General features: G+C 73.4%; 15 protein-coding genes. 6 read left to right on the top strand and 9 right to left on the bottom strand.

Annotated features, from left to right (window positions below; all coding sequences use genetic code 11):
- Positions 1-18: 18 nt before the first annotated feature.
- On the top strand, positions 19-1056 hold the full coding sequence (locus ACFW6P_RS07940; RefSeq protein ID WP_386346609.1) for a glycosyltransferase family 2 protein: 1038 nt from the start codon (positions 19-21) through the stop codon (positions 1054-1056).
- Positions 1057-1283: 227 nt separating this feature from the next.
- Here ACFW6P_RS07940 and ACFW6P_RS07935 read toward each other — a convergent pair whose 3' ends face one another.
- From ACFW6P_RS07935 to ACFW6P_RS07915, 5 genes are all read right to left on the bottom strand, one after another.
- Complete coding sequence (locus ACFW6P_RS07935; protein ID WP_386423180.1) at positions 1284-2936, bottom strand: LCP family protein; 1653 nt, start codon at positions 2934-2936, stop codon at positions 1284-1286.
- Positions 2937-3154: 218 nt separating this feature from the next.
- Positions 3155-4927, bottom strand: a complete 1773-nt coding sequence (locus ACFW6P_RS07930) for an LCP family protein (protein WP_386346605.1) — start codon at positions 4925-4927, stop codon at positions 3155-3157.
- 233 nt (positions 4928-5160) lie between these two features.
- Positions 5161-6927 carry an LCP family protein gene (locus ACFW6P_RS07925; protein WP_386346603.1) on the bottom strand — a complete coding sequence of 589 codons (1767 nt, stop codon included), beginning with the start codon at positions 6925-6927 and terminating at the stop codon, positions 5161-5163.
- 240 nt (positions 6928-7167) lie between these two features.
- The gene (locus tag ACFW6P_RS07920) at positions 7168-8361 is read right to left on the bottom strand and encodes an LCP family protein (protein ID WP_386423178.1); all 1194 of its coding nucleotides are present in this window, start codon (positions 8359-8361) and stop codon (positions 7168-7170) included.
- A 143-nt stretch (positions 8362-8504) separates the two neighbouring features.
- Positions 8505-9260 (bottom strand): TIGR03089 family protein, encoded by a 756-nt coding sequence (locus ACFW6P_RS07915; protein WP_386423177.1) that lies wholly within the window; start codon positions 9258-9260, stop codon positions 8505-8507.
- A gap of 150 nt (positions 9261-9410) precedes the next feature.
- Here ACFW6P_RS07915 and ACFW6P_RS07910 point away from each other — a divergent pair, with 150 nt between their 5' ends.
- Positions 9411-10883, top strand: a complete 1473-nt coding sequence (locus ACFW6P_RS07910) for a peptidoglycan recognition protein (RefSeq protein WP_386346597.1) — start codon at positions 9411-9413, stop codon at positions 10881-10883.
- A 144-nt stretch (positions 10884-11027) separates the two neighbouring features.
- Positions 11028-12110, top strand: a complete 1083-nt coding sequence (locus tag ACFW6P_RS07905) for a sugar phosphate nucleotidyltransferase (protein WP_386423175.1) — start codon at positions 11028-11030, stop codon at positions 12108-12110.
- Between the two features lie 337 nt (positions 12111-12447).
- Here ACFW6P_RS07905 and ACFW6P_RS07900 read toward each other — a convergent pair whose 3' ends face one another.
- From ACFW6P_RS07900 to ACFW6P_RS07885, 4 genes are all read right to left on the bottom strand, one after another.
- A complete protein-coding gene (locus ACFW6P_RS07900) occupies positions 12448-13449 on the bottom strand; it encodes a DNA-3-methyladenine glycosylase family protein (RefSeq protein ID WP_386346593.1) in 1002 nt (333 codons plus the stop codon).
- 113 nt (positions 13450-13562) lie between these two features.
- Positions 13563-14879 carry a coenzyme F420-0:L-glutamate ligase gene (locus ACFW6P_RS07895; protein WP_386423173.1) on the bottom strand — a complete coding sequence of 439 codons (1317 nt, stop codon included), beginning with the start codon at positions 14877-14879 and terminating at the stop codon, positions 13563-13565.
- Complete coding sequence (gene cofD, locus ACFW6P_RS07890; protein WP_386346589.1) at positions 14876-15835, bottom strand: 2-phospho-L-lactate transferase; 960 nt, start codon at positions 15833-15835, stop codon at positions 14876-14878. Before cofD ends, ACFW6P_RS07895 begins: the two co-directional genes overlap by 4 nt.
- A gap of 76 nt (positions 15836-15911) precedes the next feature.
- Positions 15912-16418, bottom strand: coding sequence for a cysteine dioxygenase (locus ACFW6P_RS07885; RefSeq protein ID WP_386346587.1), 507 nt, complete (start codon positions 16416-16418; stop codon positions 15912-15914).
- A gap of 656 nt (positions 16419-17074) precedes the next feature.
- On the opposite strand from ACFW6P_RS07885, the gene ACFW6P_RS07880 reads away from it, so the two are divergent.
- The 3 genes from ACFW6P_RS07880 to ACFW6P_RS07870 all read left to right on the top strand — a co-directional run bounded on the left by ACFW6P_RS07880 (position 17075) and on the right by ACFW6P_RS07870 (position 22721).
- Entirely contained in the window at positions 17075-17338 is a 264-nt protein-coding gene (locus ACFW6P_RS07880; RefSeq protein WP_386346585.1) for a WhiB family transcriptional regulator, read from the top strand.
- Positions 17339-17499: 161 nt separating this feature from the next.
- Complete coding sequence (locus ACFW6P_RS07875) at positions 17500-21204, top strand: glycosyltransferase (RefSeq protein WP_386346583.1); 3705 nt, start codon at positions 17500-17502, stop codon at positions 21202-21204.
- A complete protein-coding gene (locus ACFW6P_RS07870) occupies positions 21201-22721 on the top strand; it encodes a DUF5719 family protein (RefSeq protein WP_386346581.1) in 1521 nt (506 codons plus the stop codon). Before ACFW6P_RS07875 ends, ACFW6P_RS07870 begins: the two co-directional genes overlap by 4 nt.
- The last annotated feature ends 13 nt before the right edge of the window (positions 22722-22734 follow it).

Here is a 22734-nt window from a genome sequence, read left to right as displayed (position 1 = left end):
CGGTAACGTGAGGCTCCTATGAACGCCAATCCCGACGTGCGGCTCCCCGCCGTTTCCGTGATCATGCCCGTCCTCAACGAGGAGCGGCACCTGCGGGGAGCAGTCCAAGCGATCCTCGCGCAGGAGTACGCCGGCGAGATGGAGGTCGTGATCGCCCTCGGTCCGTCCACGGACCGCACGGACGAGATCGCCGCCGAGCTCGTGGCCGAAGACCCGCGCGTGCACACCGTCCCGAACCCCACCGGCCGTACGCCCGCCGCGCTGAACGCCGCGATCAACGCCTCCCGGCACCCGATCGTGGTGCGGGTCGACGGGCACGGCATGCTCTCCCCGGACTACATCGCCACCGCCGTGCGGCTGCTGGAGGAGACCGGCGCGCAGAACGTCGGCGGCATCATGCACGCCGAGGGCGAGAACGACTGGGAGCACGCCGTCGCCGCGGCGATGACCTCGAAGATCGGGGTGGGCAACGCCGCCTTCCACACCGGTGGTCAGGCGGGTCCGGCCGAGACGGTCTACCTGGGCGTCTTCCGGCGCGAGGCGCTGGAGCGGCAGGGCGGCTACAACGTGGAGTTCATCCGCGCCCAGGACTGGGAGCTGAACTTCCGCATCCGTGAGGCCGGCGGGCTGATCTGGTTCTCGCCGGAGCTGAAGGTCTCGTACCGGCCGCGGCCGAGCGTGAAGGCCCTCGCCAAGCAGTACAAGGACTACGGCCGTTGGCGGCACGTCGTCGCCCGCTTCCACGAGGGCTCCATCAACCTGCGCTACCTCGCCCCGCCGACCGCCGTGTGCGCGATCGCGGCCGGTCTCGTGGTGGGCGCGCTGCTGACGCCGTGGGGGCTCGTGGTGCCCGGCGGCTATCTCGCGGCGATCGTGCTCGGCTCGGTCCCGGCGGGCAAGGGGCTGCCGCTGAAGGCCCGGCTGCGGATCCCCGTGGCGCTCGCCACGATGCACATGTCGTGGGGCTGGGGCTTCCTGACGAGCCCTCGCTCCCTGGCGAGGAAGGTGATCGCCTCCCGCCGCCCGCCGGTCCGGGCGGACGCGACCACGAGCTGACCGCTCACGCACGCGGGCCCCTTCCCGGTCGTTGGGTTCGAGCGGTCCTCGCAGCACCCGCGATCCGTGGGAGTTGCGAGGACCGTGGTCGTTGGACGGGAGGGGGCCCCGCGTGTGCCTGGGTTACGGGCGCGAGGCCGAGCGGCCGGCGCCACCCGTTCTCCAGGGCAGGGGGCCGCCGCGCGCGCCCAGCCGTCCCCCGGCGTGCGAAGGGTTCCCGGCCGTGCTCACCACCGGTAGGGCGCGTACACGTCCATGCACTCCTTCTCGTCCGCGGTCAGCGCGTCCGCGCTCTCGGGCAGGTCGCCCGCCTCGGGGGCCTTCTGCTCGGGGTAGGCCGTGCCCTCCCGCCAGTCGCTGCCGACGGTCAGGGTCGTCGTGACGGTGTCCGCGGCCCGCACCCGGCTGCTCGGCACACCGACCGCCTCGGCCACCGCCAGCGCGTTGGCGCGGCCCTGCTCCCCGGTGCTCTCCGGGTACGTCACCTGGGTCCGCGCCTGCGGTTCCTGCACGCCGCCGGCGACGGCCCGGGTGAACCCCTCCTGCTGCAGCGCGGCGGCGATCGCCGCGGCCCGGTGCGGAACGGCGGCCCGTTCCTCGCTCGCCGTGCCGTTGACGACCGTGACCGACAGCCCGGCGGCCGGAGCGGCGGCGGGCAGGGCGGACTTCTCCGGCGACGGCGACGGCGACGAGGACGGGGCCGTGGCCGTGGCCGCGCGGCTCTCGCCGTTCTTGTCGAAGGAGACGTCGTCGCGGAGCATCGCCCACATCCTGTCCGCGTCCCCCGGCTTGGGCAGCAGGTGGTTGCGGTCCAGGTTGTCCTCGATCCACGGCATCGTCGTCATGGTGATGCGGCTCGTCGGGACCGACTTCAGCTGCATGCCGAGGTTGTACAACTCCTTGACCGTGCCGATCTCCTCGGACACCTTCAGCGCCTTCGTGCCGGCCTCGGCCAGGCCCATCAGCCGGCCCGTGTCCGTGAAGACGTTCTGCTCCTTCAGCGTGCGGATCATCGCGTTCATGTACATGTGCTGCGCCTTGGCGCGCAGCGGGTCACTGCCCCAGGCGTGCCGGGTGCGCAGCCACTGCAGCGCCTGCTTGCCCTGCACCTTGTGCGTGCCGGCCTTCAGCTTGAGCCCGGAGCCGCCGCGCTGGCCGGACAGCGGCCGGTCCCACACGTTCTGGTTGACGCAGACCGGGACACCACCGACGGCGTCCGCCATGTCGACCACACCGGCGAAGTCGACCATCATCCAGTGGTCGATGTACACACCGGTGAGGTTCTGCCAGGTCGCCAGTGTGCAGCCCGGTCCGCCGCGCTGGAGCGACTCGTTGATGATGGTGTTCTTCGCCGGGTAGGTCTCGCCGGTGTCGGGGTCGGTGCACTCGGGGATGTCCACCCGGGTGTCGCGCGGGATGCTCACCACGGACGCGCTCTCGCGGTCCGCCGAGACGTGCAGCAGCATCTGGACGTCGGCCAGGGGCTTGCTGCCGACGTTGTCCCGGCTGCCGCCGAGTTTGACGTTCTCCGCGGAGTTCCGGCTGTCGGAGCCGATCAGCAGGATGTTGAGGGGGCTCTGGCCGGCCGAGTTGGGCTCGGTCTTGCGGACGTCGGAGTCGCCGCTGTTGCGCTTGCCCTTGTCGAGGTTGCCGTTGAGGTGGCGGTAGTAGAGGTAACCGGCGGCGGCCGTCCCGAGTATCAGCACCGACAGCACGAGGGCGAACCAGCGCAGTATCCGGCGCCCCCCGCCAGGCCGCCCGCCCCGGCCGCTCCCGTCGCCGTCGCCCGTGGCGGACGAACCCGTGCCCGGACGCTCCTGCTGGACCAGGCCGCCCGCCGCACGCCGAGCGCTGCCTGAGCGCACGTCACTCTGCGCCATACCCTGCCTCCCCACCCCTACGGCCGACCCACGGGTCGCCCCGCGTCGTGTTCGGATCCCCAGCGACCCGCGTCCGTCCGGACACGGATGCCCCGCTTCCCGCCGGGCACGGTCGTCCCCGTCACTGTTTGGACACCTGACACGCCCGGTCGGATGTACACCCGGTCAACTGTCCGAAATCTCCGTCCGCCGGTAAGACGCAGACCGGGACGGTCAGGTCACTTCGCGCACCGCACCTTGTCGGCGGTGGACTTCTGCACGTCCTCCGGTGCCTTGGTCGGCGTGGTGAGCGGAACGCCCGCGCCCTTGTAGTCCCTGCCCAGGGTCAGCGTCATCGCGGGCTGCCCCTGGGAGTTGGTCACGCTCTCGCCCGGCTTCATCGCTGCCCCGGACAGGCCCAGGACGGCGGCGAGCCGGCGTGCCTGGTCCGCCTGCCCGGGCGCGTACTCCAGCGTCGTCCTCGCCAGCTGCTCCCCGGCGTTGCCCGCGTTCTCGGACTTGGTGACGCCCTCCTCGACCTGCAGCCAGCTGAGGGTCTCCTGGGCGCTGCCGGCGACGGCGCCGCCGTTGAGGATGCGCACGCGCACCTCGGAGGCCGGGGCCTTGGTGCCCTTCAGCCGGGCGGCCTCCGCGGCCTTCTCCTGCTTCTTCTTCTGCTTCACCTCGGTCAGCGACACGTCGTCCCGGACCATCGCGAAGAGCTGCTGGGCCTGGGGCTGCTTCAGCACCACCGTGGCCTTGACCGCCTCCTCGGGGTTGTCGTCGACCGGCACGGTGGCGAACGTGAGGTTCCTGGTGTCGAACTTGCCCAGCTCGGCGCCGAGGTCGGCCAGCTTCTTGATCGTGCTGATCTGGGAGTCGACGGTGAGGGCCTTGGTGCCCGCCTCCGCCAGCTTGATCATCTTGGACGGGCTGGTGAGGGTGTCGTTGGACTTCAGCTTGCGCATCAGCGAGCCCAGGAACTGCTGTTGCAGCTCGATCCGGCTCAGGTCGCCGCCGAAGCCCACGGAGTGCCGGGTGCGCACGAACGCCAGCGCGTCCTCGCCCTCGATCGTGTGCTCGCCCTTGGGCAGGTCGAGCTTGGAGTCCTTGTCCTTGATGTCCTTGGCCAGGCACACGTCGACGCCGCCGACCGCGCTGGTCAGCGTCTTGACCGCGTTGAAGTCGGCCACCATGAAGTGGTCCATCGTCAGCCCGGTGAGCTCGGTGACCGTGCGCATGGTGCAGCTCGGCGTCCGGTCCTCCTGGCCGAGACTCTGGTTGAAGCGGGTGTTCGGCGTGCCCGGGATGATCTTCTCCGAGCCGTCCTCCTGCGTCGTCGGGCAGTCCGGGATGTCGGTGACCAGGTCGCGCGGGATGCTCAGCACCGTGGCGTTCGTGCGGTCCTTGGAGACGTGCAGCACCAGCGTGGTGTCCGCGTGCCCGGAGCTGCCCTTGTCGCCGTAGCCCTCGTTGCCCTCGCCGGTGCGCTTGTCGGTGCCGATGAGCAGGATGTTGATGGCGCGGTCCTTGCTGAACCCGCCGGTGCCCGCGCCGTCGTCCGACACGGAGGTGATGTTGTCGTTGAGGTGCTCGTAGTACAGGTACGCGGCCGCGCTCGTGGCCAGGAGCACGAAGGCCAGCGTGCCTCCGGTCCACAGCAGGGCCTTCCCGCCCTTGGGCTTCTGCGCCGGACGGCGCCCGCGCCGGCCAGCCGCCGCTTCGGCGGGGGCGGCGCCGCGTCGGCGCCCGGCCGGGGCCTCGTCGCCGGAGGCCGCCGCGCCGGACCGCCGCGCGGGGGCACCCTCGGCCGGACGGCGGGGGGCGGCTGTGCGGGGACGTGCCGAGCCACCCGCCCTGGAAGGGCCGCGTGCGCCGGAACGGGGCCCGGGGACCGGTGACTGCGGTGCGGAAGCGGGCGGTCGCAGTTCGTATTCGCCGGTGTCCGGGTTGAGTACCCACTGGTCTGCGGGGTCGATGTCGTCCGCCCGCCCACGGCTTTGCGCGTCCACGGTTGCCTGATTCCTCCGTCGAGCCACGCGGCGCCCTCCCCCGGAAGGCGCACGGCGCTGGTCAAGCAGCACCCACCCCCAGGACGGACCTCGTGGGGGAGAGCTCTCGATCGCACACCCTATCCGCACACTTCGGCGTCAAGCGACGTGGGTGACGAACCCCCCGCTCTGACAACTGGGCAATCCGACGCAATTGTTTGCCGGACGTCAGGCGAGCACCCGCCCACAGCAAGCTACTTGGCGCACTCCACCTTGTCGGCGGTGGACTTCTGCACGTCGTCCGGGGCCTGCGTCGGCGTGCTGAGGGGAACGCCCGCGCCCTTGTAGTCCTTGCCGAGCGTCAGGGTCATCGCGGGCTGCCCCTGGGAGTTGGTCACGCTCTCGCCCGGCTTCATCGCCGAGCCGGACAACCCCATCAGGTCGGCGAGCCGGCGGGCCTGGTCGGCCTGGTCGGGGGAGTACTCCAGGGTCGTCTTCGCCAGCTCGGCGGGCGCGTTGCCGGCGTTCTCCGACTTGGTGACGCCCTCCTCGTTCTGCAGCCAGTTCAACGTCTCCTGGGCGCTGCCGGCGACGGCGCCGCCGTTGAGGACGCGCACCCGCACCTCGGAGGCCGGGGCCTTGGCGCCCTTCAGCCGGGCGGCCTCGGCGGCCTTCTCCTTCTTCTTCTGCTGCTTCACCGCGGTGAAGGACACGTCGTCCCGGATCATCCGGAAGACCCGCTGGGCCGACGACTCGTTGAGCACGACCGTCGACCTGACCTTCTCCGCCGGGTTGTCGATCACCGGTGTGGTGGTGAACGTCAGGTTCTTGGTGTCGAGCTTGCCCAGCTCCAGTCCCAGGTCCTTGAGCTTGCCGATGCTGTCCAGCTGCGAGTCGACGGTCAGCGCCTTGGTGCCCGCCTCCGCGAGGTCGAGCATCTTGGAGGGGCTGGTGAGGGTGTCGTTGGACTTCAGCTTGCGCATCAGCGCGCTCAGGAACTGCTGCTGGAGCCCGATGCGGCTCAGGTCGCCGCCGAAGCCGACGGCGTGCCGGGTGCGGACGAACGCCAGCGCCTGCTCGCCCTCGATGGTGTGCGTGCCCTTGGACAGCTTCAGGTGCGAGTCCGGGTCGTCGATGTCCTTGCCCAGGCAGACCTCGACGCCGCCGACCGCGCTGGTCAGCGTCTTGACGGCGTTGAAGTCGGCGACCATGAAGTTGTCGGGTTTGATCCCGGTCAGCTCGGTCACGGTCCGCATGGTGCAGCTGGGGGTGCGGCCGTCCTGGCCGAGGCTGGTGTTGAAGCGGGCCTGCCGGGTGCCGGGGATGACCTTCTGCGTCCCGTCCTCCTGCGTGGTCGGGCAGTCCGGCACGTCCACGAGCAGGTCGCGCGGGATGCTCAGCGCGGTCGCGTTCGAACGGTCCTTGGAGACGTGCAGCAGGATCGTGGTGTCGGCGTGCCCCACGCTGCCGGCGTCGCCGTAGCTCTCGTTGCCCTTGCCGGTGCGCTTGTCGGTGCCGATCAGCAGGATGTTGATCGCCTTGTCCTTCTGGAAGCCGCCGGTGCTGGCACCGTCGTCGGAGACGGAGGCGATGTTGTCGTTCAGGTGCTCGATGTAGAGGTACGCGGCTCCCGCCCCCGCGAGCACCACGAACGCCATCGTCCCGCCGGTCCACATCAGGGCCTTCTTGCCCTTGGAGGTCTTCCTGACCGGCCGCCGCCCGCGCCGCCCCGGCAGCGGCTCCTCCGGTGCCCCGCGGCGCCGGCGCGGCGGCGGCACCGCGCGGCCGGGTGTCTCGGGCTGTGCGCGGCCGGACGTCTCGGGCTGCGAGCGGCCCGGTGCCCGGGTGCGGCCGCGCGCCGCCCGGCCGGTCGCGGAGGAGGGCGGCCAGCGCGGTGAGGGAACGCCCGGCTGCGGTGCGGAAGCGGGCGGTCGCAGTTCGTATTCGCCGGTGTCCGGGTTGAGCACCCACTGGTCTGCGGGGTCGATGTCGTCCGCCCGCCCACGGCTTTGCGCGTCCACGGTTGCCTGATTCCTCCGTCGGGGCACGCGGCGCCCTCCCCCTCCAGGGCGCCCGGAACTCGGTCACACAGTGCGCGACCTCAGGACGGGCCTCAGAGCCGGTCGCACCGGATCGCTCACATTAACCGCCCCGTTGTGTCCGGGGCGACGGCGGTGACGCATTCCACGTCCCTACACCTGGGCAATTCGCCCCTTTTCCGGGCGGTGGTCCATCGCCTTGGAGGTGCCTTGGTTCCCGCTTTACTCACAGGTGTCCTCGGCCGCCGTGTTCCCTCGGAACGTCGGTGGGGGAGAAACCGCGACGGAGGGCGGCGCGAAGGGCCCCGCATGCGCGTCCCCGGCCGGCCCGCGCTGGGCCGAATCGCGCGGCGCACCCTTGGCGACCACCACCGGCGCGTCCGTCCGCAGCCGCTGGAACAGCCGGTCCGCCTCCGGCTCCACGAGTTGGTCGCGATTGGAGTCGTGCGCGTACGACTCCCGGGGAACGGTCAGGAATTGCACCTTTTCTATGGGAATGTCGCGCAGCCCGCGCACGAGTTCGTACAGACCGCGCAGACTCGCCAGATCCGGGTCGGTGGTGAGAGAGGACGTGGCGGCGTCCAGCACCGGATACAGCTTCGCGGGATTCAGCAGGACGTCGTTGCTGCGCACCTTGTTGACGAGCGCCCCGAGGAACCGCTGCTGCCGCTCCATGCGTTCGGTGTCGCTGCCGTCGCCCAGGGACTTGCGCACCCGCACGTAGCCGAGGGCCTGCTCCCCGTCGAGCGTCACGCGCCCGGCGGGCAGCCGCAGCTTGGCGGCCCGGTCGTCGATCGGCTCGCGCAGGCACACCTCGACGCCGTCGATGGCGTCGACCATCTCCTTGAAGCCGTGGAAGTCGACCACGACGTGGTGGTCCACACGGATGCCGGTGAGCTTCTCGACGGTCCGGATGGTGCAGGCCGACCCGCCCACCTGGAACGCCTGGTTGAACATGGCCGTCCGCGGCGCGCTGCGGGAGCCGTCCGGCCGCCGGCAGCCCGGCAGGCTCACCATCAGGTCCCGGGGCAGGGAGACGGCGGTGGCGCTCTTCCGCCCCGCCGACAGGTGCAGCAGGATCGTCGTGTCCGACCGCTCGGTGCCCGAGTCGCGCCCGTAGCGGGCGTTGTCCTCGCCCCGGCGCGAGTCGGAGCCGATCAGCAGGATGTTGCGGGCGCCCCTGACCAGCGAGGTGGGCCGCTCCTTCTCGTACCGCCTGAGCTCGGCCGCGGCCGCCTCGTCGGGGGTGATGTTCCCGCTGAGCTTCGCGTACACGGCCCAGCCGGCCCCCACCCCGACCACGAGCAGACCGGCCGCGCCGAACCCCGTGATCCGCGCCCAGCGCCGCCGGCGCCGCCGCACCAGCCCCCGCCCACTGGCCGAGGCACCGACTGCAGGACCGACCCTGTCGCCCACGGCAGCAACCACCCCTCGTGACGGACACACCCGCGCGCACTGCTCCTTCGACCATGGCGCGCATGACGGGCGGGGGCGGGGTGGGGATGGGCCGAACGGGTGAGCCGGTCCACGGGCCCGGCGGCACCGGGCCCGAGCCCGTCCTACCGGGCGATCACCGTGACCCTCTCGCTCTCCACCCTCTTGTCCACCGCCCCGTCCCCGGCCTGCTCCAGGTGCCGGCACAGCACCACGGAGCCGCCGGTCGCCAGGGGCCCGTACAGCCCCGCGTTCAGCCCCTCCCAGGTGTCGTACGGCAGCCCCGACAGGATCCGGGAGCCCGGTCCGGTCAGGCCCAGCGCCGTCGCCTCGGCCCGGGCCCGCTCGACGACCTCGGCCCCGGTGAACTCCCGCCCGGCCACGACCAGCGCGGGCGCGTCCGGGTCCACCGGCGCGTACGGCACGAAGCGGTCGCCCTGGCCGGGCACCTCCACCGCGTAGTCGGCGAACCCCGCGGGCGGCTGCGGGAACCGTCCGCCGAGCGGCCGCAGCGCCATCGCGATCCGCGCCCCGGAGCAGGCCCGCGCCGCCTCCAGCGCGTCCGGCCCGCTCACCACCACGTCGGCGGTGCGCGGATCCCCGGCCACCTCGGCGACGACACCGACCGACGCGCAGGCCAGCAGCCACACCGCCGTCTGCCAGTGCGCCGGCAGCAGCAGTGCCACCCGGTCCCCGGGCTCCACGGACAGCTCGTCCTGCAGCAGATTCGAGGTCTTGGCCACCCAGTTGGTGAAGGTGGCCACGGACAGTTCGACCCGTTCCCCCGTGGCGTCGTCGTAGAAGGTCACCAGGGGGCGGCCCGGATCCGCGGCGAGCGTGGAACCCAGCAGGTCGGCAGGGGTGCGATCGGTGGCGTTCACCCGCGCAAGCGTACGCGGCGCGCCACCACGCGCCCAACGGCCCGGCCACCTCCCCGCCCCGGATCACCCACCGGTTCGGCCGAACCGCGACCGACGACCCGTCAACTCCCAAATAGACAGACTTGTACGACTATGTCCAAGATCAGGGGCATGCGTGGATTCCTTGCCTCCTCGATCGGTGTCACCTGTGCGGCCGCTCTGGCCCTCCCCCTCACCCCGCCCGCCGTCGCGGCGACCGCGAGACCGGCGGCGGCGACGGAAGCCGCCACGGCGGCCGGATGGTCGCGTCACGCGGAGACGCCGGCCACCGTCGGGACCCTCCGGCGCGCGGCCGGGCCGTCCGTGGCCGGCAGCACCCAGTCGCTGCCCCTCGAACCCCTCACCCGCAACCGCGCCACCCCCTCCGCCCCCGCCACCGAACAGGGTCTGTCCCCCCGGGCGGTCCGCCACTTCTCCCTCCTCGGCGTCGTCTGGGACGACCCCGACGCCGAACTCCACGGCCGCGTCCAGGTCCGCACCCGCGCCGCCGCCACCGGCGCCTGGTCGGGCTGGCAGGACGTCGAGACGCACAACGCCGACCACGCCGCCGACCCGGACACCGCCGAGCGCGCCTCGGGCCGGGTACGCGGCGCCACCGCCCCGCTGTGGGTGGGGGAATCCGACGGCGTCGAACTGCGCGTCCGCTCGGCGACGGAGACGGAGGCCGCGGCCGGGCACCACCACCGCACGACCGCCCGCGGCCTGCCCCTGCCCGCCGGGCTCCGCCTCGAACTCGTCGACCCGGGCGAGGACGACGCCCCGCCCCACCCCCTCACGGCCGGCGCCGCCCGCACCGGCGCCGTCACCGCGGAGAGCTCCGCGGCCACCGAGGTGACCGCCGCCGAGGCCTCAGCCGCCGACGCCGGCCTCGCGCCCCTCGGAGCCACCGAGATCGCGGCCCTCGGCCGCACGGAGACCGAGCGGGAGCTCCTCACCCTGCGCGGCGCCGAGGTGGCGGCGCAGCAGAAGGCGGGGCCCTACGTCGGCCCGCGCCCCGCCATCGTCACGCGCCGTGGCTGGGGCGCGAACGAGAGCCTGCGCGAGAGCGGCTTCCGGTACACGAAGAAGGTCAAGGCGGCCTTCGTGCACCACACCGCCAGCGGCAACAACTACAGCTGCTCGCAGGCGCCGTCACTCATCCGCAGTATCTACCGCTACCACGTCAGGAGCATGGGCTGGCGGGACATCGGCTACAACTTCCTCGTCGACAAGTGCGGAAGGATCTACGAGGGCAGGGCCGGAGGCGTGGCGAAGCCCGTCCTCGGCGCGCACACCCTCGGTTTCAACAGCAACAGCATGGGGATCGCCGTCATCGGGTCCTACGGGGTCACGAAGCCCTCGAAGCGCGCGGTCAAGGCCGTCGCGCGGCTGACGGCGTGGAAGCTCGGGCTGTACGGCATGAACCCGAAGGGAAAGACGTACCTGACGTCGGCCGGCAGCAATCTCCACGCCAAGGGCAAAAAGGTTCGACTGAACGTGATCTCGGGGCACAAGGACGGCTTCGTGACGGAGTGTCCCGGCCGCAAGCTCTACGGCAAGCTCGGCTCGGCCCGCTCCACGGCGGCCCGCTACCAGGGCCGCTGAGCACACGTTCACCGCGGCCGGGGGGCATGCGGGGGCACGGAGGTGGAATGCCGCACGGCCAGCGAAGGCGCCACGGAACGGTCTGCATACACTGACCGGCCGAAAGACAGTTCGGCCGGTCCCGGCAGGAAGCAGAGACGACACGTGACAGAAGCGATCCTCCTGGTCGGCGGCAAGGGCACCCGGCTGCGCCCGCTCACGGTGCACACGCCCAAGCCCATGGTCCCGGCGGCCGGGGTGCCCTTCCTCACGCACCAGCTCGCGCGAGCGAGAGCGGCGGGCGTCGAGCACATCGTCCTGGCGACGTCCTACCTGGCCGAGGTCTTCGAGCCGTACTTCGGCGACGGATCCGCGCTCGGCCTCCACCTGGAGTACGTGACGGAGGAGGAGCCCCTCGGCACGGGCGGCGCCATCCGCAACGTGGCGTCCCGGCTGCACTCGGGCCCCGACGAACCGGTCCTCGTCTTCAACGGCGACATCCTGACGGGGCTGGACATCCGGGCCCTGGTCGACACCCACGAGACGACGGGCGCGGACGTCTCCCTGCACCTGACCAAGGTCACGGACCCGCGCGCCTACGGCCTGGTCCCCACGGACGACACCGGCAGGGTGCTGGCGTTCCTGGAGAAGCCGCAGACACCCGAGGAGATCGTCACCGACCAGATCAACGCGGGCGCGTACGTCTTCCGCCGTTCGGTCATCGACACGATCCCCCTCGGCAGGCCGGTGTCGGTGGAGCGGGAGACCTTCCCCGGCCTGCTGTCCGCCGGCGCCCACCTCCAGGGCATGGTCGACTCCACCTACTGGCTGGACCTGGGCACCCCGGCGGCCTTCGTGCGCGGCTCGGCCGACCTGGTGCTGGGCCGGGCCCCGTCACCCGCCGTCCCGGGCCGCTGCGGCGACCGCCTGGTCCTGCCGACGGCCCGGGTCGCCCCGGACGCGAAGCTGTCGGGCGGCACGGTGGTGGGCGAGGGCGCGTTCGTCGCCGAGGGCGCGCGGGTCTCCGGCAGTACGATCCTGCCCGGCGCGGTGATCGAACCGCGCGCGGTGATCACCGACTCCCTCATCGGCACCCGGGCCCGCGTCGGCGAACGCTCGGTCCTCACGGGCACGGTCATCGGCGACGGCGCGGTCATAGGCGCCGACAACGAACTCCTTCAGGGCGCCCGCATCTGGTGCGACGCCCGCATCCCGGCGAGAGCGGTGCGCTTCTCATCGGACCAGTAGGTTCCGACGGCCGCAGAGCTGCGGCCGGCCACGCCGCCCAGCTGCGGGCACTCGCCCCGCCCAGCTGCGGGCAGTCGTGCCGCAGGGGCGGCACGGGTGGGCGCAGCGGCACCCCGCTCCGCTGGGCTGCGCAACGCCCGGCCCCGGCTCCTGCGCCGAGCCCTGTCCGACGGCCGGCGCCGGAGAGCTACCGGCTCCTGCGCCGAGCCCCGGCCGAGGGGCGGGGCCGCAGAGCTACGGGCTCCGGCTCCGGCGCCGAGCCCCCTCCGACGGCCGGCGCCGGAGAGCCACTCGCCCTCGACGCCGAGCCGCGGCCGACCGGCCGACCGGCAGCGCCTCAGAGCCGCCCGATGTCCCACCGCGGCATCTTCGGCATCCTGCGCGCCGGCACCCTCCCGCTCAGCAGGATCAGCCGGACAGCCCGGTGTCGCTGCCCCGCGTACGGCTCCAGCAGCTCCAGCATCGCGGAGTCGTCCGCGTCCCGGTCCGCGGCGAGCGCCCACCCCACCATCCCCGGCAGGTGCAGATCCCCCACCGTGACCTCGTCCGCCGCCCCGTGACTGCGCTGTACCGTCTCCGCGGAGGTCCACGGCCCGATCCCCGGCACGACCTCCAGCCGCGCCCGGGCCGCCCCCGGCTCCATCCGCCCGGTCTCCTCCAGCCGCGCGGCGACCCGCACGGCGCGCAGGATCGTAGACGCCCGCTTGTCGTCGACCCCGGCCCGGTGCCACTCCCAGGACGGGATCAGCGCCCAGGTACGGGGCGCCGGCATTACGTACATCCGTTCGGGCGCGGGCCCCGGCGCCGGCTCCCCGAACCTGCGCACCAGCAGCCGCCACGCCCGGTACGCCTCGACGGTCGTGACCTTCTGCTCGAGGATCGACGGGATCAGCGACTCCAGCACCAGCCCGCTGCGCGTCAGCCGCAACCCCGGACGCCGGTGCCGCGTCATCGCCAGCAGCCGGTGCCGCGGGACGAACGCCGCCGGGTCGTCGGCGGCGCCTAGCAGCTCGGGCAGTCCCTGGAGCAGCCACTCCGCCCCGGGCCCCCAGGCCTGCCCCCGCACCCGGTCACCGTGCGTGGACACCCGCAGCGTCCCGGGCCCGGCCGGCGTCAGGCAGGCCCGCCAGACGGACCCGTCCGGCGTCGCACGGAAGGTCGGATCGCCCGCCCCGCGCCGCAGCGGCCCGAGCACCAGCCCCAGATCCAGCGGCCCGTCCGGCACCCACTCCCGCACCCGTCCCGGGCCCGCCGCCTGCCGCGGCACGGCCCCGGGCACGGCGGCATGGCCACCGCGCACCGCCGTCCGCGAGGGCCGCGGAGCGAATCGACCTGCCATGAGTGACGTCCTTGTGTGAAGCGTGCGAGGTGTGCGAGGTGTGTGGAGGAGACCCGCCCCACGGTGCTGCGGAAGAGACCCGCCCTATGAGGGTAGGCCCCGCCCGGCGCACGTCACCGCACCTCGATGAACGCCCCCGCGTCCCGCTCGGGCCGCGGCCGGGGCTCCCCGGCCGGATGCCCGACCGCCACCGCGCCCATCGGGTCCCAGTCCGCCGGCAGGTCCAGCACCTCGCGCACCACGTCCCGGCAGAACATCGTCGAGGACACCCACGCCGATCCCAGCCGCTCCCCGGCCAGCGTGACCAGGAAGTTCTGCACACCGGCACCGGCGGCGACGACGAACATCTCCCGCTCGGCGCCGTCCCGCCGCGCGTCCCCGTAGCTGTGCGAGCCGTCCATGACCAGGCAGGGGACGACGAGGCAGGGCGCGTCGCGCAGCACGTCCCCGCGGCGTACGCGCCGGGCGATGGACTCCTCCGTCTTCCCGTCCCGCCGCAGGTCCGCGATCCACGCGTCGCGCATCGCGTCGAGCAGCCGCGTCCGCGACCCCTCCGACTCCAGCAGCACGAACCGCCACGGCGTGGTGTGGTGCGGGGCCGGCGCGGTCACGGCCGCGGCCACGGCCCGCCGTACCGCCCCGGGGTCGACGGGCTCGTCCGTGAAGGAACGGACCGTGCGCCGCTGGGTCACCGCCAGCCGCACCGCCTCCGAGGTGCCGAGGCGGAACATGTCGTCGCGGGCGCCGCGCACCATGGCCCGCGCCCCCTCTTCGTCGTCGGCCGCCACCAGGTGGGGCAGCCCGCGCACCACGGCGACGGGCAGTCCTGCGGCCTTGCCCTTGGCCAGGTCGCCCGCGGCGGCGAGTTCGTCGGCCGTGGCGACGACGGTCGCGGTGAGCGGGTTGCCGTGGGCGTCCGTGCCGCCGCGCAGGTCGTCGAGCACGCGCACTCCGGCGGCGCCGATCGCTACGTCCGTGAGCCCGGCGCGCCAGGGCCGCCCGGAGGTGTCCGTGACGACGACGCCGACGTCGACGCCGAGGGCGTCCCGCAGCCCGGCGCGTATGGCGCGGGCGGACGCGTCCGGGTCCTCGGGCAGCAGCAGCACCGTGCCGGACGGGGTGTTGGACGCGTCGACACCGGCCGCGGCCATGACGAGGCCCTGCCGGTTCTCCACGATGCGCAGGCCGCCACGCCGGGCGACCACCCGGACCGTCTCCGCGTCGATCGCGGCCTCCCGGTCGGCGGCCCCGACCACCCGCCCCTCCGCCTTGGACACGATCTTGGACGTGACGAGCAGCACGTCACCGTCGGCCAGACCGGGCTCGGCGGCCGCGATCAGCTTGGCCAGGTCGTCCCCGGCCGTGACCTCGGGCAGCCCGGCCGGGGCCCACACCCGGTACCCGGCGCCACCCCGCTCCCCGCCGCTCACGCGCCGCGCACCTCCTCGGCCAGGGCCAGCGCCTCCCGGGCCATCCGCGTGGTCGCGTCGGCGTCGGTCATCATCAGCGGCACGGCCCGGCAGCGGATCCCGGCGGCCTCGACCCGCTCCACCGCGGCCGCGTCCACCGCGTCCACGAGCCAGCCGTCCAGCAGCCCCGAGCCGTAGTGCTCGGCCACCGCCGCCGCGGTCGACTCGACGCCGACGGCGGCGAGCACCTTGTCGGCCATGCCCCGCACGGGCGCGTCACCGACGATGGGGGAGAGCCCGACGACCGGTACCCCGGCGTCGGCGATCGCCTCGCGGATGCCGGGCACGGCGAGGATCGTGCCGATCGAGACGACCGGGTTGGACGGCGGGAAGAGGATCACGTCCGCCTCGGAGAGGGCCTCCAGGACGCCCGGCGCGGGCTTCGCCTGCTCGGCGCCCACGGGCACGATCGCCTGCGCGGGCACCGAGGCGCGCAGCCGCACCCAGTACTCCTGGAAGTGGACCGCCTTGCGCTCGCCGTCGATCTCGACGGCCACGTGCGTCTCGACCCGGTCGTCGGACATCGGGATCAGCCGCACGCCGGGGTTCCACCGGTCGCACAGCGCCTGCGTCACCGCGCTCAGCGGGTACCCGGCGCCGATCATCTGCGTCCGCACGATGTGCGTGGCGAAGTCCCGGTCACCCAGGCCGAACCACTCGGGCCCGACGCCGTAGGCGGCGAGCTCCTCCTTCAGGTGGAAGGTCTCGTCGTCCCGGCCCCAGCCCTGCTCCTCGTTGACGCCGCCGCCGAGCGTGTACATCACCGTGTCGAGATCGGGGCACACCTTCAGCCCGAAGAGGTGGATGTCGTCCCCGGTGTTGCCGATGACCGTGATGTCCGCGTCCGGCACGGCCCGCTTCAGACCACGCAGGAAACGGGCACCGCCGATGCCGCCTGCCAGAACCACAATGCGCATGAAGCCAGTCTCGCAGGCGGCCCCGGCGACCGGCCGTCGGCCACGGCGATCGCTTCCGCCGGAACGCGGCGGCCGGTCAGGCGGTGAGGGCGCCCGGCTCCGGGAGGGTCTCGCAGTGCGGGGCCGTGTGCATCGGCATCTCGGTCAGGCCCGGGTGGTAGACGTGCAGGCTCACCGCGGGCTCCAGCGCGTCGTTCACCACCTCGTGCACGTATCCGGGCGCGAACACGCGCTGCGCGCCCGCCCGCAGGGCGCGTGTGCCCCGTTCCGTGCGCTCGGTGAGCGTGCCCTCCAGGACGGTCAGCACCCCGGAGGAGCGGCCGTGGTCGTGCAGCCCGCTGCCCTGGCCGGGGACCCAGGACAGCAGCCACACCTCGTAGCCCGGCCCGGTGCGCAGCCGGTGGTACCAGCGGCTGGTCGCGTCGTAGCGCACGAGGTGCCGCCACTGGGAGCGGTCGGCGCCGAGGGAGCGGGCGAGGCCGACGAACTCGGCGACGGTGGCCGGGTGCTCGCGGGGGGCCTGGAGCAGGTGCGGGACTTCGAGGATGTCGCCGGCGATCTGGAGGTCGCTGTCGCTGTTCATGGGTGGGGTGGTTCCTCAGTGAAAGAAGGTCAGAGGGAACGGAGGCCGCGAAGGGGTGGTTCGGCCTTCAGCTGGAGCGGGTGGGGCTCAACAGCCGGAACAGCGACAGCTACAGCGAGCGCGGGCAGCACCGTGGGACCCGGCGGTGCGGGTCGAGGTGGGCGCCGAGCTCGCGAGCATGCCCCCAAGGACACCGGTTCACCCCTCCACTGTCAACTCGGCACCCGGTATGTGGGACGAGGTTCACCTCTTCCGGTCGATGGCTCAGATGAAAGGTTTGTGCATGCCCCTCCCGGGACACATGGCGTCCACCGGGAGCACCATCCCCGTTGCGCACTCGTGATCCGACTGTGATCCGGTTCGCTTCGAGGTGCGTGTCGGAACGAGATCGCACCTCTGGTCGTCCTTCTGCGTACGGGTGGGTGAGAGGTCCGGCGGACGGTGTGGGCCCTCACGGGCCTCGTCGGTGTGTCAGGGTTTAAGGTGATTTGAACACTTTCCGCATGGGCTTGGTTCCGCAGAGTGAATCAGGGGCCTAATAGCAGATCTCGGCTTGACTCGCCCGGAGCCGCACACTTGTAATTTCACTCGTGTCGTTCAGCCGGAATCGGTAACGGCTAGATCACGGGGACGCGAAAGACGGACGAGGGGCGCACATGACCGAGACGGTGCAGCAACTGCTGGTCGACGACGCGGACGAGGAGCTCGGCTGGCAGGAGCGCGCCCTGTGCGCCCAGACCGACCCCGAGTCCTTCTTCCCCGAGAAGGGCGGCTCGACCCGGGAGGCCAAGAAGGTCTGCCTGGCGTGCGAGGTCCGCTCCGAATGCCTCGATTACGCCCTCGCCAACGACGAGCGCTTCGGCATCTGGGGCGGTCTGTCCGAGCGGGAGCGCCGCCGGCTGAAGAAGGCGGCCGTCTGACCCACCCCTTTTCGTGAACGGCCCGTCGTCCGTGGGTTATCCACAGGCGGCGGGCCGCCCTGTTGCGCAGCCGATAGTGTGGGCGCTCGTCCGAGACGCCCCGCTGCCCCCACCGGTCGCGGGCGTCCACCGCAGTCCACCGAACCGGGGCCCGTACCTCGATGTCCGTGCACAGCCACCCGGCAGCTCCTCACGACCCCGCTGCCCCAGCCGCGTTCGACCCGGCTCTCCGAGCTGCGTCCGACCCGACCCGCCCCCCTGAGTTCCCGCGTCATGTGGTGACCGCGGTCCTCGTCTCCCACGACGGCGCCCGCTGGCTGCCCGACGCCCTCGCCGGGCTGCTCGGCCAGGAGCGCCCCGTCCAGTACGCGATGGGAGCGGACACCGGCAGCGCGGACGCCTCCGCCCAGCTGGTCGCCGACGCCCTCGGTGACGACCGCGTGCTCCACCTGGCCCGCCGCACCGGCTTCGGCCAGGCCGTCGAGGAGTGCGACCGCACGGCGCCCGTGCTCACCCCGCAGGAGCTGCCGTACCTGAAGCGGCCCAGCGGCTGGGACCCGGTCACGCGCTCGTGGCGCGACGACGCCTACGACCTGCCCGAGCTCCCGCACGGCGAACCGGTCCAGTGGCTGTGGCTGCTGCACGACGACTGCGCCCCGGAGCCGGACGCCCTGGCGCAGCTCCTGCGCGTCGTCGACACCGAGTACGAACTGGGCCGCGAGGACGTGGCCGTCGTCGGCCCCAAGCTGCGCGGCTGGTACGACCGCCGCCAGCTGCTGGAGGTCGGCGTCAGCATCGCCCACTCCGGCCGCCGCTGGACCGGCCTGGACCGCCGCGAGCAGGACCAGGGCCAGCACGACCACGTCCGGCCGGTGCTGTCCGTCTCCACGGCCGGCATGCTCGTCCGCCGCGACGTCTTCGAGCAGCTCGGCGGCTTCGACCGGCACCTGCCCCTGATGCGCGACGACGTCGACCTGTGCTGGCGCGCGCACGCGGCCGGCTACCGCGTCCTGATCGCCCCCGAGGCGGTCGTCCGGCACGCCGAGGCCGCCTCCCGCGAGCGCCGCACGGTCGACTGCGTGGGCCGCACGGCCGCCTCCCCGCACAAGGTGGACAAGGCCGGCGCCGTCTACACCCTGCTCGTCAACTCGCGCACGGCCGTGCTCCCCTGGGTGCTGCTGCGGGTCGTCCTCGGCACGCTGCTGCGTACCCTCGCCTACCTCGTCGGCAAGGTCCCCGGCCAGGCCGTCGACGAGATCCGCGGCCTGATGGGCACGCTGCTGCGGCCCGAGCGGATCCTCGCCGGGCGCCGGCGCAGAGGCACGCCCCAGGCCGACAAGGGCGAGCTGCGGCCCCTGTTCCCGCCGCCCGGCGCGACCGTCCGCGTCACCGTCGAACAGGTCGCGAGCAGCCTCGGCGGCCGCTCCGACCCCGAAGTCGCCTCCGGCGCCGGCCGGCACGGCGGAGCCGTCGAGTCCGGCCCCGGCGGCGACGACGCCGACTTCCTGGAGATCGAGCAGTTCGCCCGGCTCAAGCGCATCGCCCGCAAGCCCGGACCGGTCCTCTTCCTGGTGCTGCTGCTCGTCTCCCTGGCCGCCTGCCGCGCCCTCCTCGGCGGCGGCGCGCTCGTGGGCGGCGCCCTGCTGCCCGCCCCGGCCGACTCCTCCGAGCTGTGGGCGCGTTACCTCGACGCCTGGCACCCGGTCGGTGCCGGCGGCAACCCCACCGCCCCGCCGTACCTCGCGTTCGTCGCGATGCTGGCGTCCCTGCTGCTCGGCTCGGCCGGACTCGCCGTCACGCTCCTGCTCGTCTGCTCGGTGCCGCTGGCCGGCGTCACGGCGTACGTCGCCTCCCGCCCGCTGGTCGAGTCCCGGCTGCTGCGCGCCTGGGCGGCCGTCGTCTACGCCTTCCTGCCCGCCGCCACCGGCGCCCTCGCCGGCGGCCGCCTCGGCACGGCCGTGCTGGCCGTCCTGCTGCCGCTCGTGGCCCGCGCGGGCATCGCCGCGAGCGGACTGGCGAACCCCGGCGGCGCGCGCGGCAGTTGGCGCGCCACGTGGGCGTACGCGCTGCTGCTGACCGTCACCACCGCGTTCACGCCCGTCGTGTGGTCCGTGGCGCTGGTCCTCGGCGTCGCCGTGGCGGCCCTGCGCCGGTCCGACATCACCGCCTACGGCCTGCGGTTCCTCGCCCAGCTCGGCACGCCCCTGCTGCTCCTCGCACCCTGGTCGCTGACGCTTCTCCCGTTCGGCTTCTTCCGGGAAGCAGGCCTGGAGTTCGGCCCCTCGGCCGCCTCCCCCCTCGACCTGCTCGGCGCCAGCCCGGGCGGCCCCGGCACCGTCAGCGGCCTGATGCTCATCGGCATCGTGCTGGCCGCGCTCGCCGCCCTGCTGCGCTCGGAACGCCAGGCGGGCATCCGGACGGCCTGGGGCGTCGCCCTGACCGGCTTCGTCTTCGCGGTCCTGTCCAACCACTCCGCCTGGGCCGGCCCGGCCACGCTCGTCTACGGCATCGCCCTCCTGGCCGCCGCCGCGCTCGGCGCGGACGGGGCACGCGCGCGCGTGGCCGAGCAGAGCTTCGGCTGGCGCCAGCCGGTCGCCGTGCTGATCGCCTTCGCCTCGGCCGCGGGACCCCTGCTGATCGCCGCCGGCTGGATCATCCGCGGCGCCGACGGCCCCCTGGAGCGGCGCGACCCCACCCAGGTGCCCGCGTTCGTCGCCGAGGAGAGCGGCACCCGCGACCAGGCCCGCACCCTCGTCCTCGACAGCGACTCGACCGCCTACGTCCGCTACATGCTGGTCCGCGGATCCGGCGCCCGCCTCGGCGACGGGGAGATCGCCGCGGCCGACGGCGAGAACCCCCGGCTCGACAAGGTCGTCGCCCACCTCGTCGCCGGCTCCGGCGCCGACCAGGCCGACCAGCTCGGCGCCTTCGCCGTGCGCTACGTCCTGGTCCACCAGGGCGCGCCCCGCGAGGTCACCCGCGTCCTCGACGCCACGCCCGGTCTGAGCCGGCTCAGCCAGCAGGACGGCGGCGCGCTGTGGCGGATCAACCGTCAGGTCGCCCGCGCCACCATCGTCCCGGCCTCCGGCACGCCGCAGCCCGTCGCCGCCGGACCCGTCGAGATCCACACCACGATCCCCACCGGCGCCGACGGCCGCGTGCTGCGTCTCGCCGACACCGCCGCCGACGGCTGGACCGCCACCCTCGACGGCAAGCCCCTCACCCGCACCACGGTCGACGGCTGGGCCCAGGGCTTCGAACTCCCCGCCACCGGCGGCAAGCTGGACGTCACCTACGACGCCCCGGTCGGCCACACCGTCTGGCTGTGGGCCCAGGGCCTGCTCGGTCTCGTCCTGGTGGTGCTCGCCCTGCCGGGCCGGCGCCGCGACATCGACGACGACATGCCGGACGACGAACCCGCCGTCCCCGCCCAGGCCGTCACCGGCGAGGGCCGCCGCGCCCGCCGCCTGCGCGCCCAGGCGGAAGCCGAGGCCGAAGGGACCGCCGCGCCCGAGGAGTTGCCGTCCCCGCCACCCGGGCAACCCCCGGCGGCCGTGCCACAGCAGCAGAACGGCCGGTGGGACACGGCGGCCTACACGGGAGACGAGTACGTCGCCTATGGCGCCGACCAGTACCAGAACGCCCCGTATCCGGCGGACGCCTACGGGCAGCAGTACCAGCCGGACCCCTACCAGGGCGGCCAGTACGACCCGTACGCGTACGGCGGCCAGGCCCCGGCCCCGTCGTACGACCGGCAGGAGTACGACCAGGCGTACGGCCAGGACTACGGCACGCCCTACGACCCGGCGCAGCAGCACCACCCCCACGGCACGGGCAGTGAGCGTCCCGACGGGAGCCAGCAGTGAACCGCACCACCCTGTCCCTCATCGCCGGCACGACCGCGCTCGCCGCCGTCACCGGATTCGCCGCCCTGTCCGCCCCGGACGCCCCGGGCCCGGACGGCGCCGGCACGGCGGCCGCCCACCTGCCCGTGGAGCGCACGAGCCTGCTGTGCCCGGCGCCGAGCAGCTCGGAGATCGCCGAGACGTCGTACACGTCCTTCACGCCCGTCACCCGGGGCACCGGAAGCGGCGGCAAGGCCGAACTCCGCGCGGCGGCCGAGCAGTCGCCGCAGGACCCGGACGCCGAACAGGGGGAGGACGACGCGAAGGCCGGCCAGGACAAGACGCGGAAGCCGGTGCTGACGCCCCGGGAGCCCGGCAGACCCGCCACCGGCGACACCTCCGACTCCGACACGCCCGCGCTGGTGGGAACCGCGGACGGCAGGTTCGCCCCCGGCTGGACCGTCCAGGAGACGACGCGGGTCGCCGCCGGGACCGGCCGCGGCCTGCTGGGCGTCACCTGCGCGGCCCCGGACACCGACTTCTGGTTCCCCGGCGCCAGCACGGCGGCCGACCGCACCGACTACGTCCACCTGACCAACCCGGACGACTCGCCCGCCGTCGTCGACATCGAGCTGTACGGCAAGGACGGCGCCCTGAAGACCGCGGTGGGGGAGGGCATCACCGTCCAGCCGCACGCCAGCGAGCCGGTCCTGCTGTCCACCCTCGTCGACGAGGAGCAGACGAACCTCACCGTGCACGTCAACGTCCGCAGCGGACGCGTGGGCGCCGCCGTGCAGGCCCTGGACGACAAGATCGGCGGCGACTGGCTGGCCGCGTCCACGGACCCGTCGGGCAGCCTGGTCCTGCCCGGCATCCCCAAGGACGCCACCGCCGTGCGCCTGGTCGCCTTCACACCGGGCGACACCGACGCGGACCTGAAGGTGCGCCTGGCCTCCCCGACCGGTCTGATAACGCCCGCCGGGAACGAGACGGTGCACGTCAAGGGCGGTATGACGACCGCCGTCGACCTGGGCGACGTCACCCGCGGCGAGGCCGGCTCCCTGGTGCTGACGCCGACGGACCGGTCCGTGCCGGTCGTGGCGGCCCTGCGGGTCGTCCGCGGCAAGGGCGACCAGCAGGAGACGGCGTTCATCCCGGCCACCCGTCCCGTCGGCACGCGCGCGACATCGGTGGACAACAGCGCCGAGGGCAGCACGCTCTCCCTGACGGCCCCCGGCCGCGCCGCCACGGTCAAGGTCACGGCCTCGGCGGGCAGCGAGGGCGGCACGGCGGTGTCGAGGACGTACACGATCAAGGCGGGGACGACCCAGGACGTCGACGCCCCGGTCCCCAGCGGCCTCAAGGGCACCTACGCGCTCACGGTCGAGCCCGTCTCCGGCGGCCCGGTCCACGGCGCCCGCACCCTGGCGGCGAGCGAGGACGGCGTCCCCGGGTTCACCGTCCAGACGCTCCCGGACGACCGGGGGACGGTGGCGGTACCGGAGGCGGACGAGGATCTGTCGGTGCTGCAGAAGTAGGGCGGACGTTACG

Source organism: Streptomyces sp. NPDC058741, from assembly GCF_042746715.1.
In the GTDB taxonomy this organism is placed as follows: Bacteria; Actinomycetota; Actinomycetes; order Streptomycetales; family Streptomycetaceae; genus Streptomyces.
This window is presented reverse-complemented; position numbering and strand designations above follow the sequence as displayed.

Excerpts from the sequence above, each read along its gene's own strand:
- ACFW6P_RS07940 (WP_386346609.1), top strand. The coding sequence starts at position 19 with ATGAACGCCAATCCCGACGTGCGGCTCCCCGCCGTTTCCGTGATCATG.
- cofD (WP_386346589.1), bottom strand. The coding sequence starts at position 15,835 with ATGCGCATTGTGGTTCTGGCAGGCGGCATCGGCGGTGCCCGTTTCCTG.
- ACFW6P_RS07935 (WP_386423180.1), bottom strand. The coding sequence starts at position 2,936 with ATGGCGCAGAGTGACGTGCGCTCAGGCAGCGCTCGGCGTGCGGCGGGC.
- ACFW6P_RS07875 (WP_386346583.1), top strand. The coding sequence starts at position 17,500 with ATGTCCGTGCACAGCCACCCGGCAGCTCCTCACGACCCCGCTGCCCCA.
- ACFW6P_RS07910 (WP_386346597.1), top strand. The coding sequence starts at position 9,411 with ATGCGTGGATTCCTTGCCTCCTCGATCGGTGTCACCTGTGCGGCCGCT.
- ACFW6P_RS07900 (WP_386346593.1), bottom strand. The coding sequence starts at position 13,449 with ATGGCAGGTCGATTCGCTCCGCGGCCCTCGCGGACGGCGGTGCGCGGT.
- ACFW6P_RS07880 (WP_386346585.1), top strand. The coding sequence starts at position 17,075 with ATGACCGAGACGGTGCAGCAACTGCTGGTCGACGACGCGGACGAGGAG.
- ACFW6P_RS07885 (WP_386346587.1), bottom strand. The coding sequence starts at position 16,418 with ATGAACAGCGACAGCGACCTCCAGATCGCCGGCGACATCCTCGAAGTC.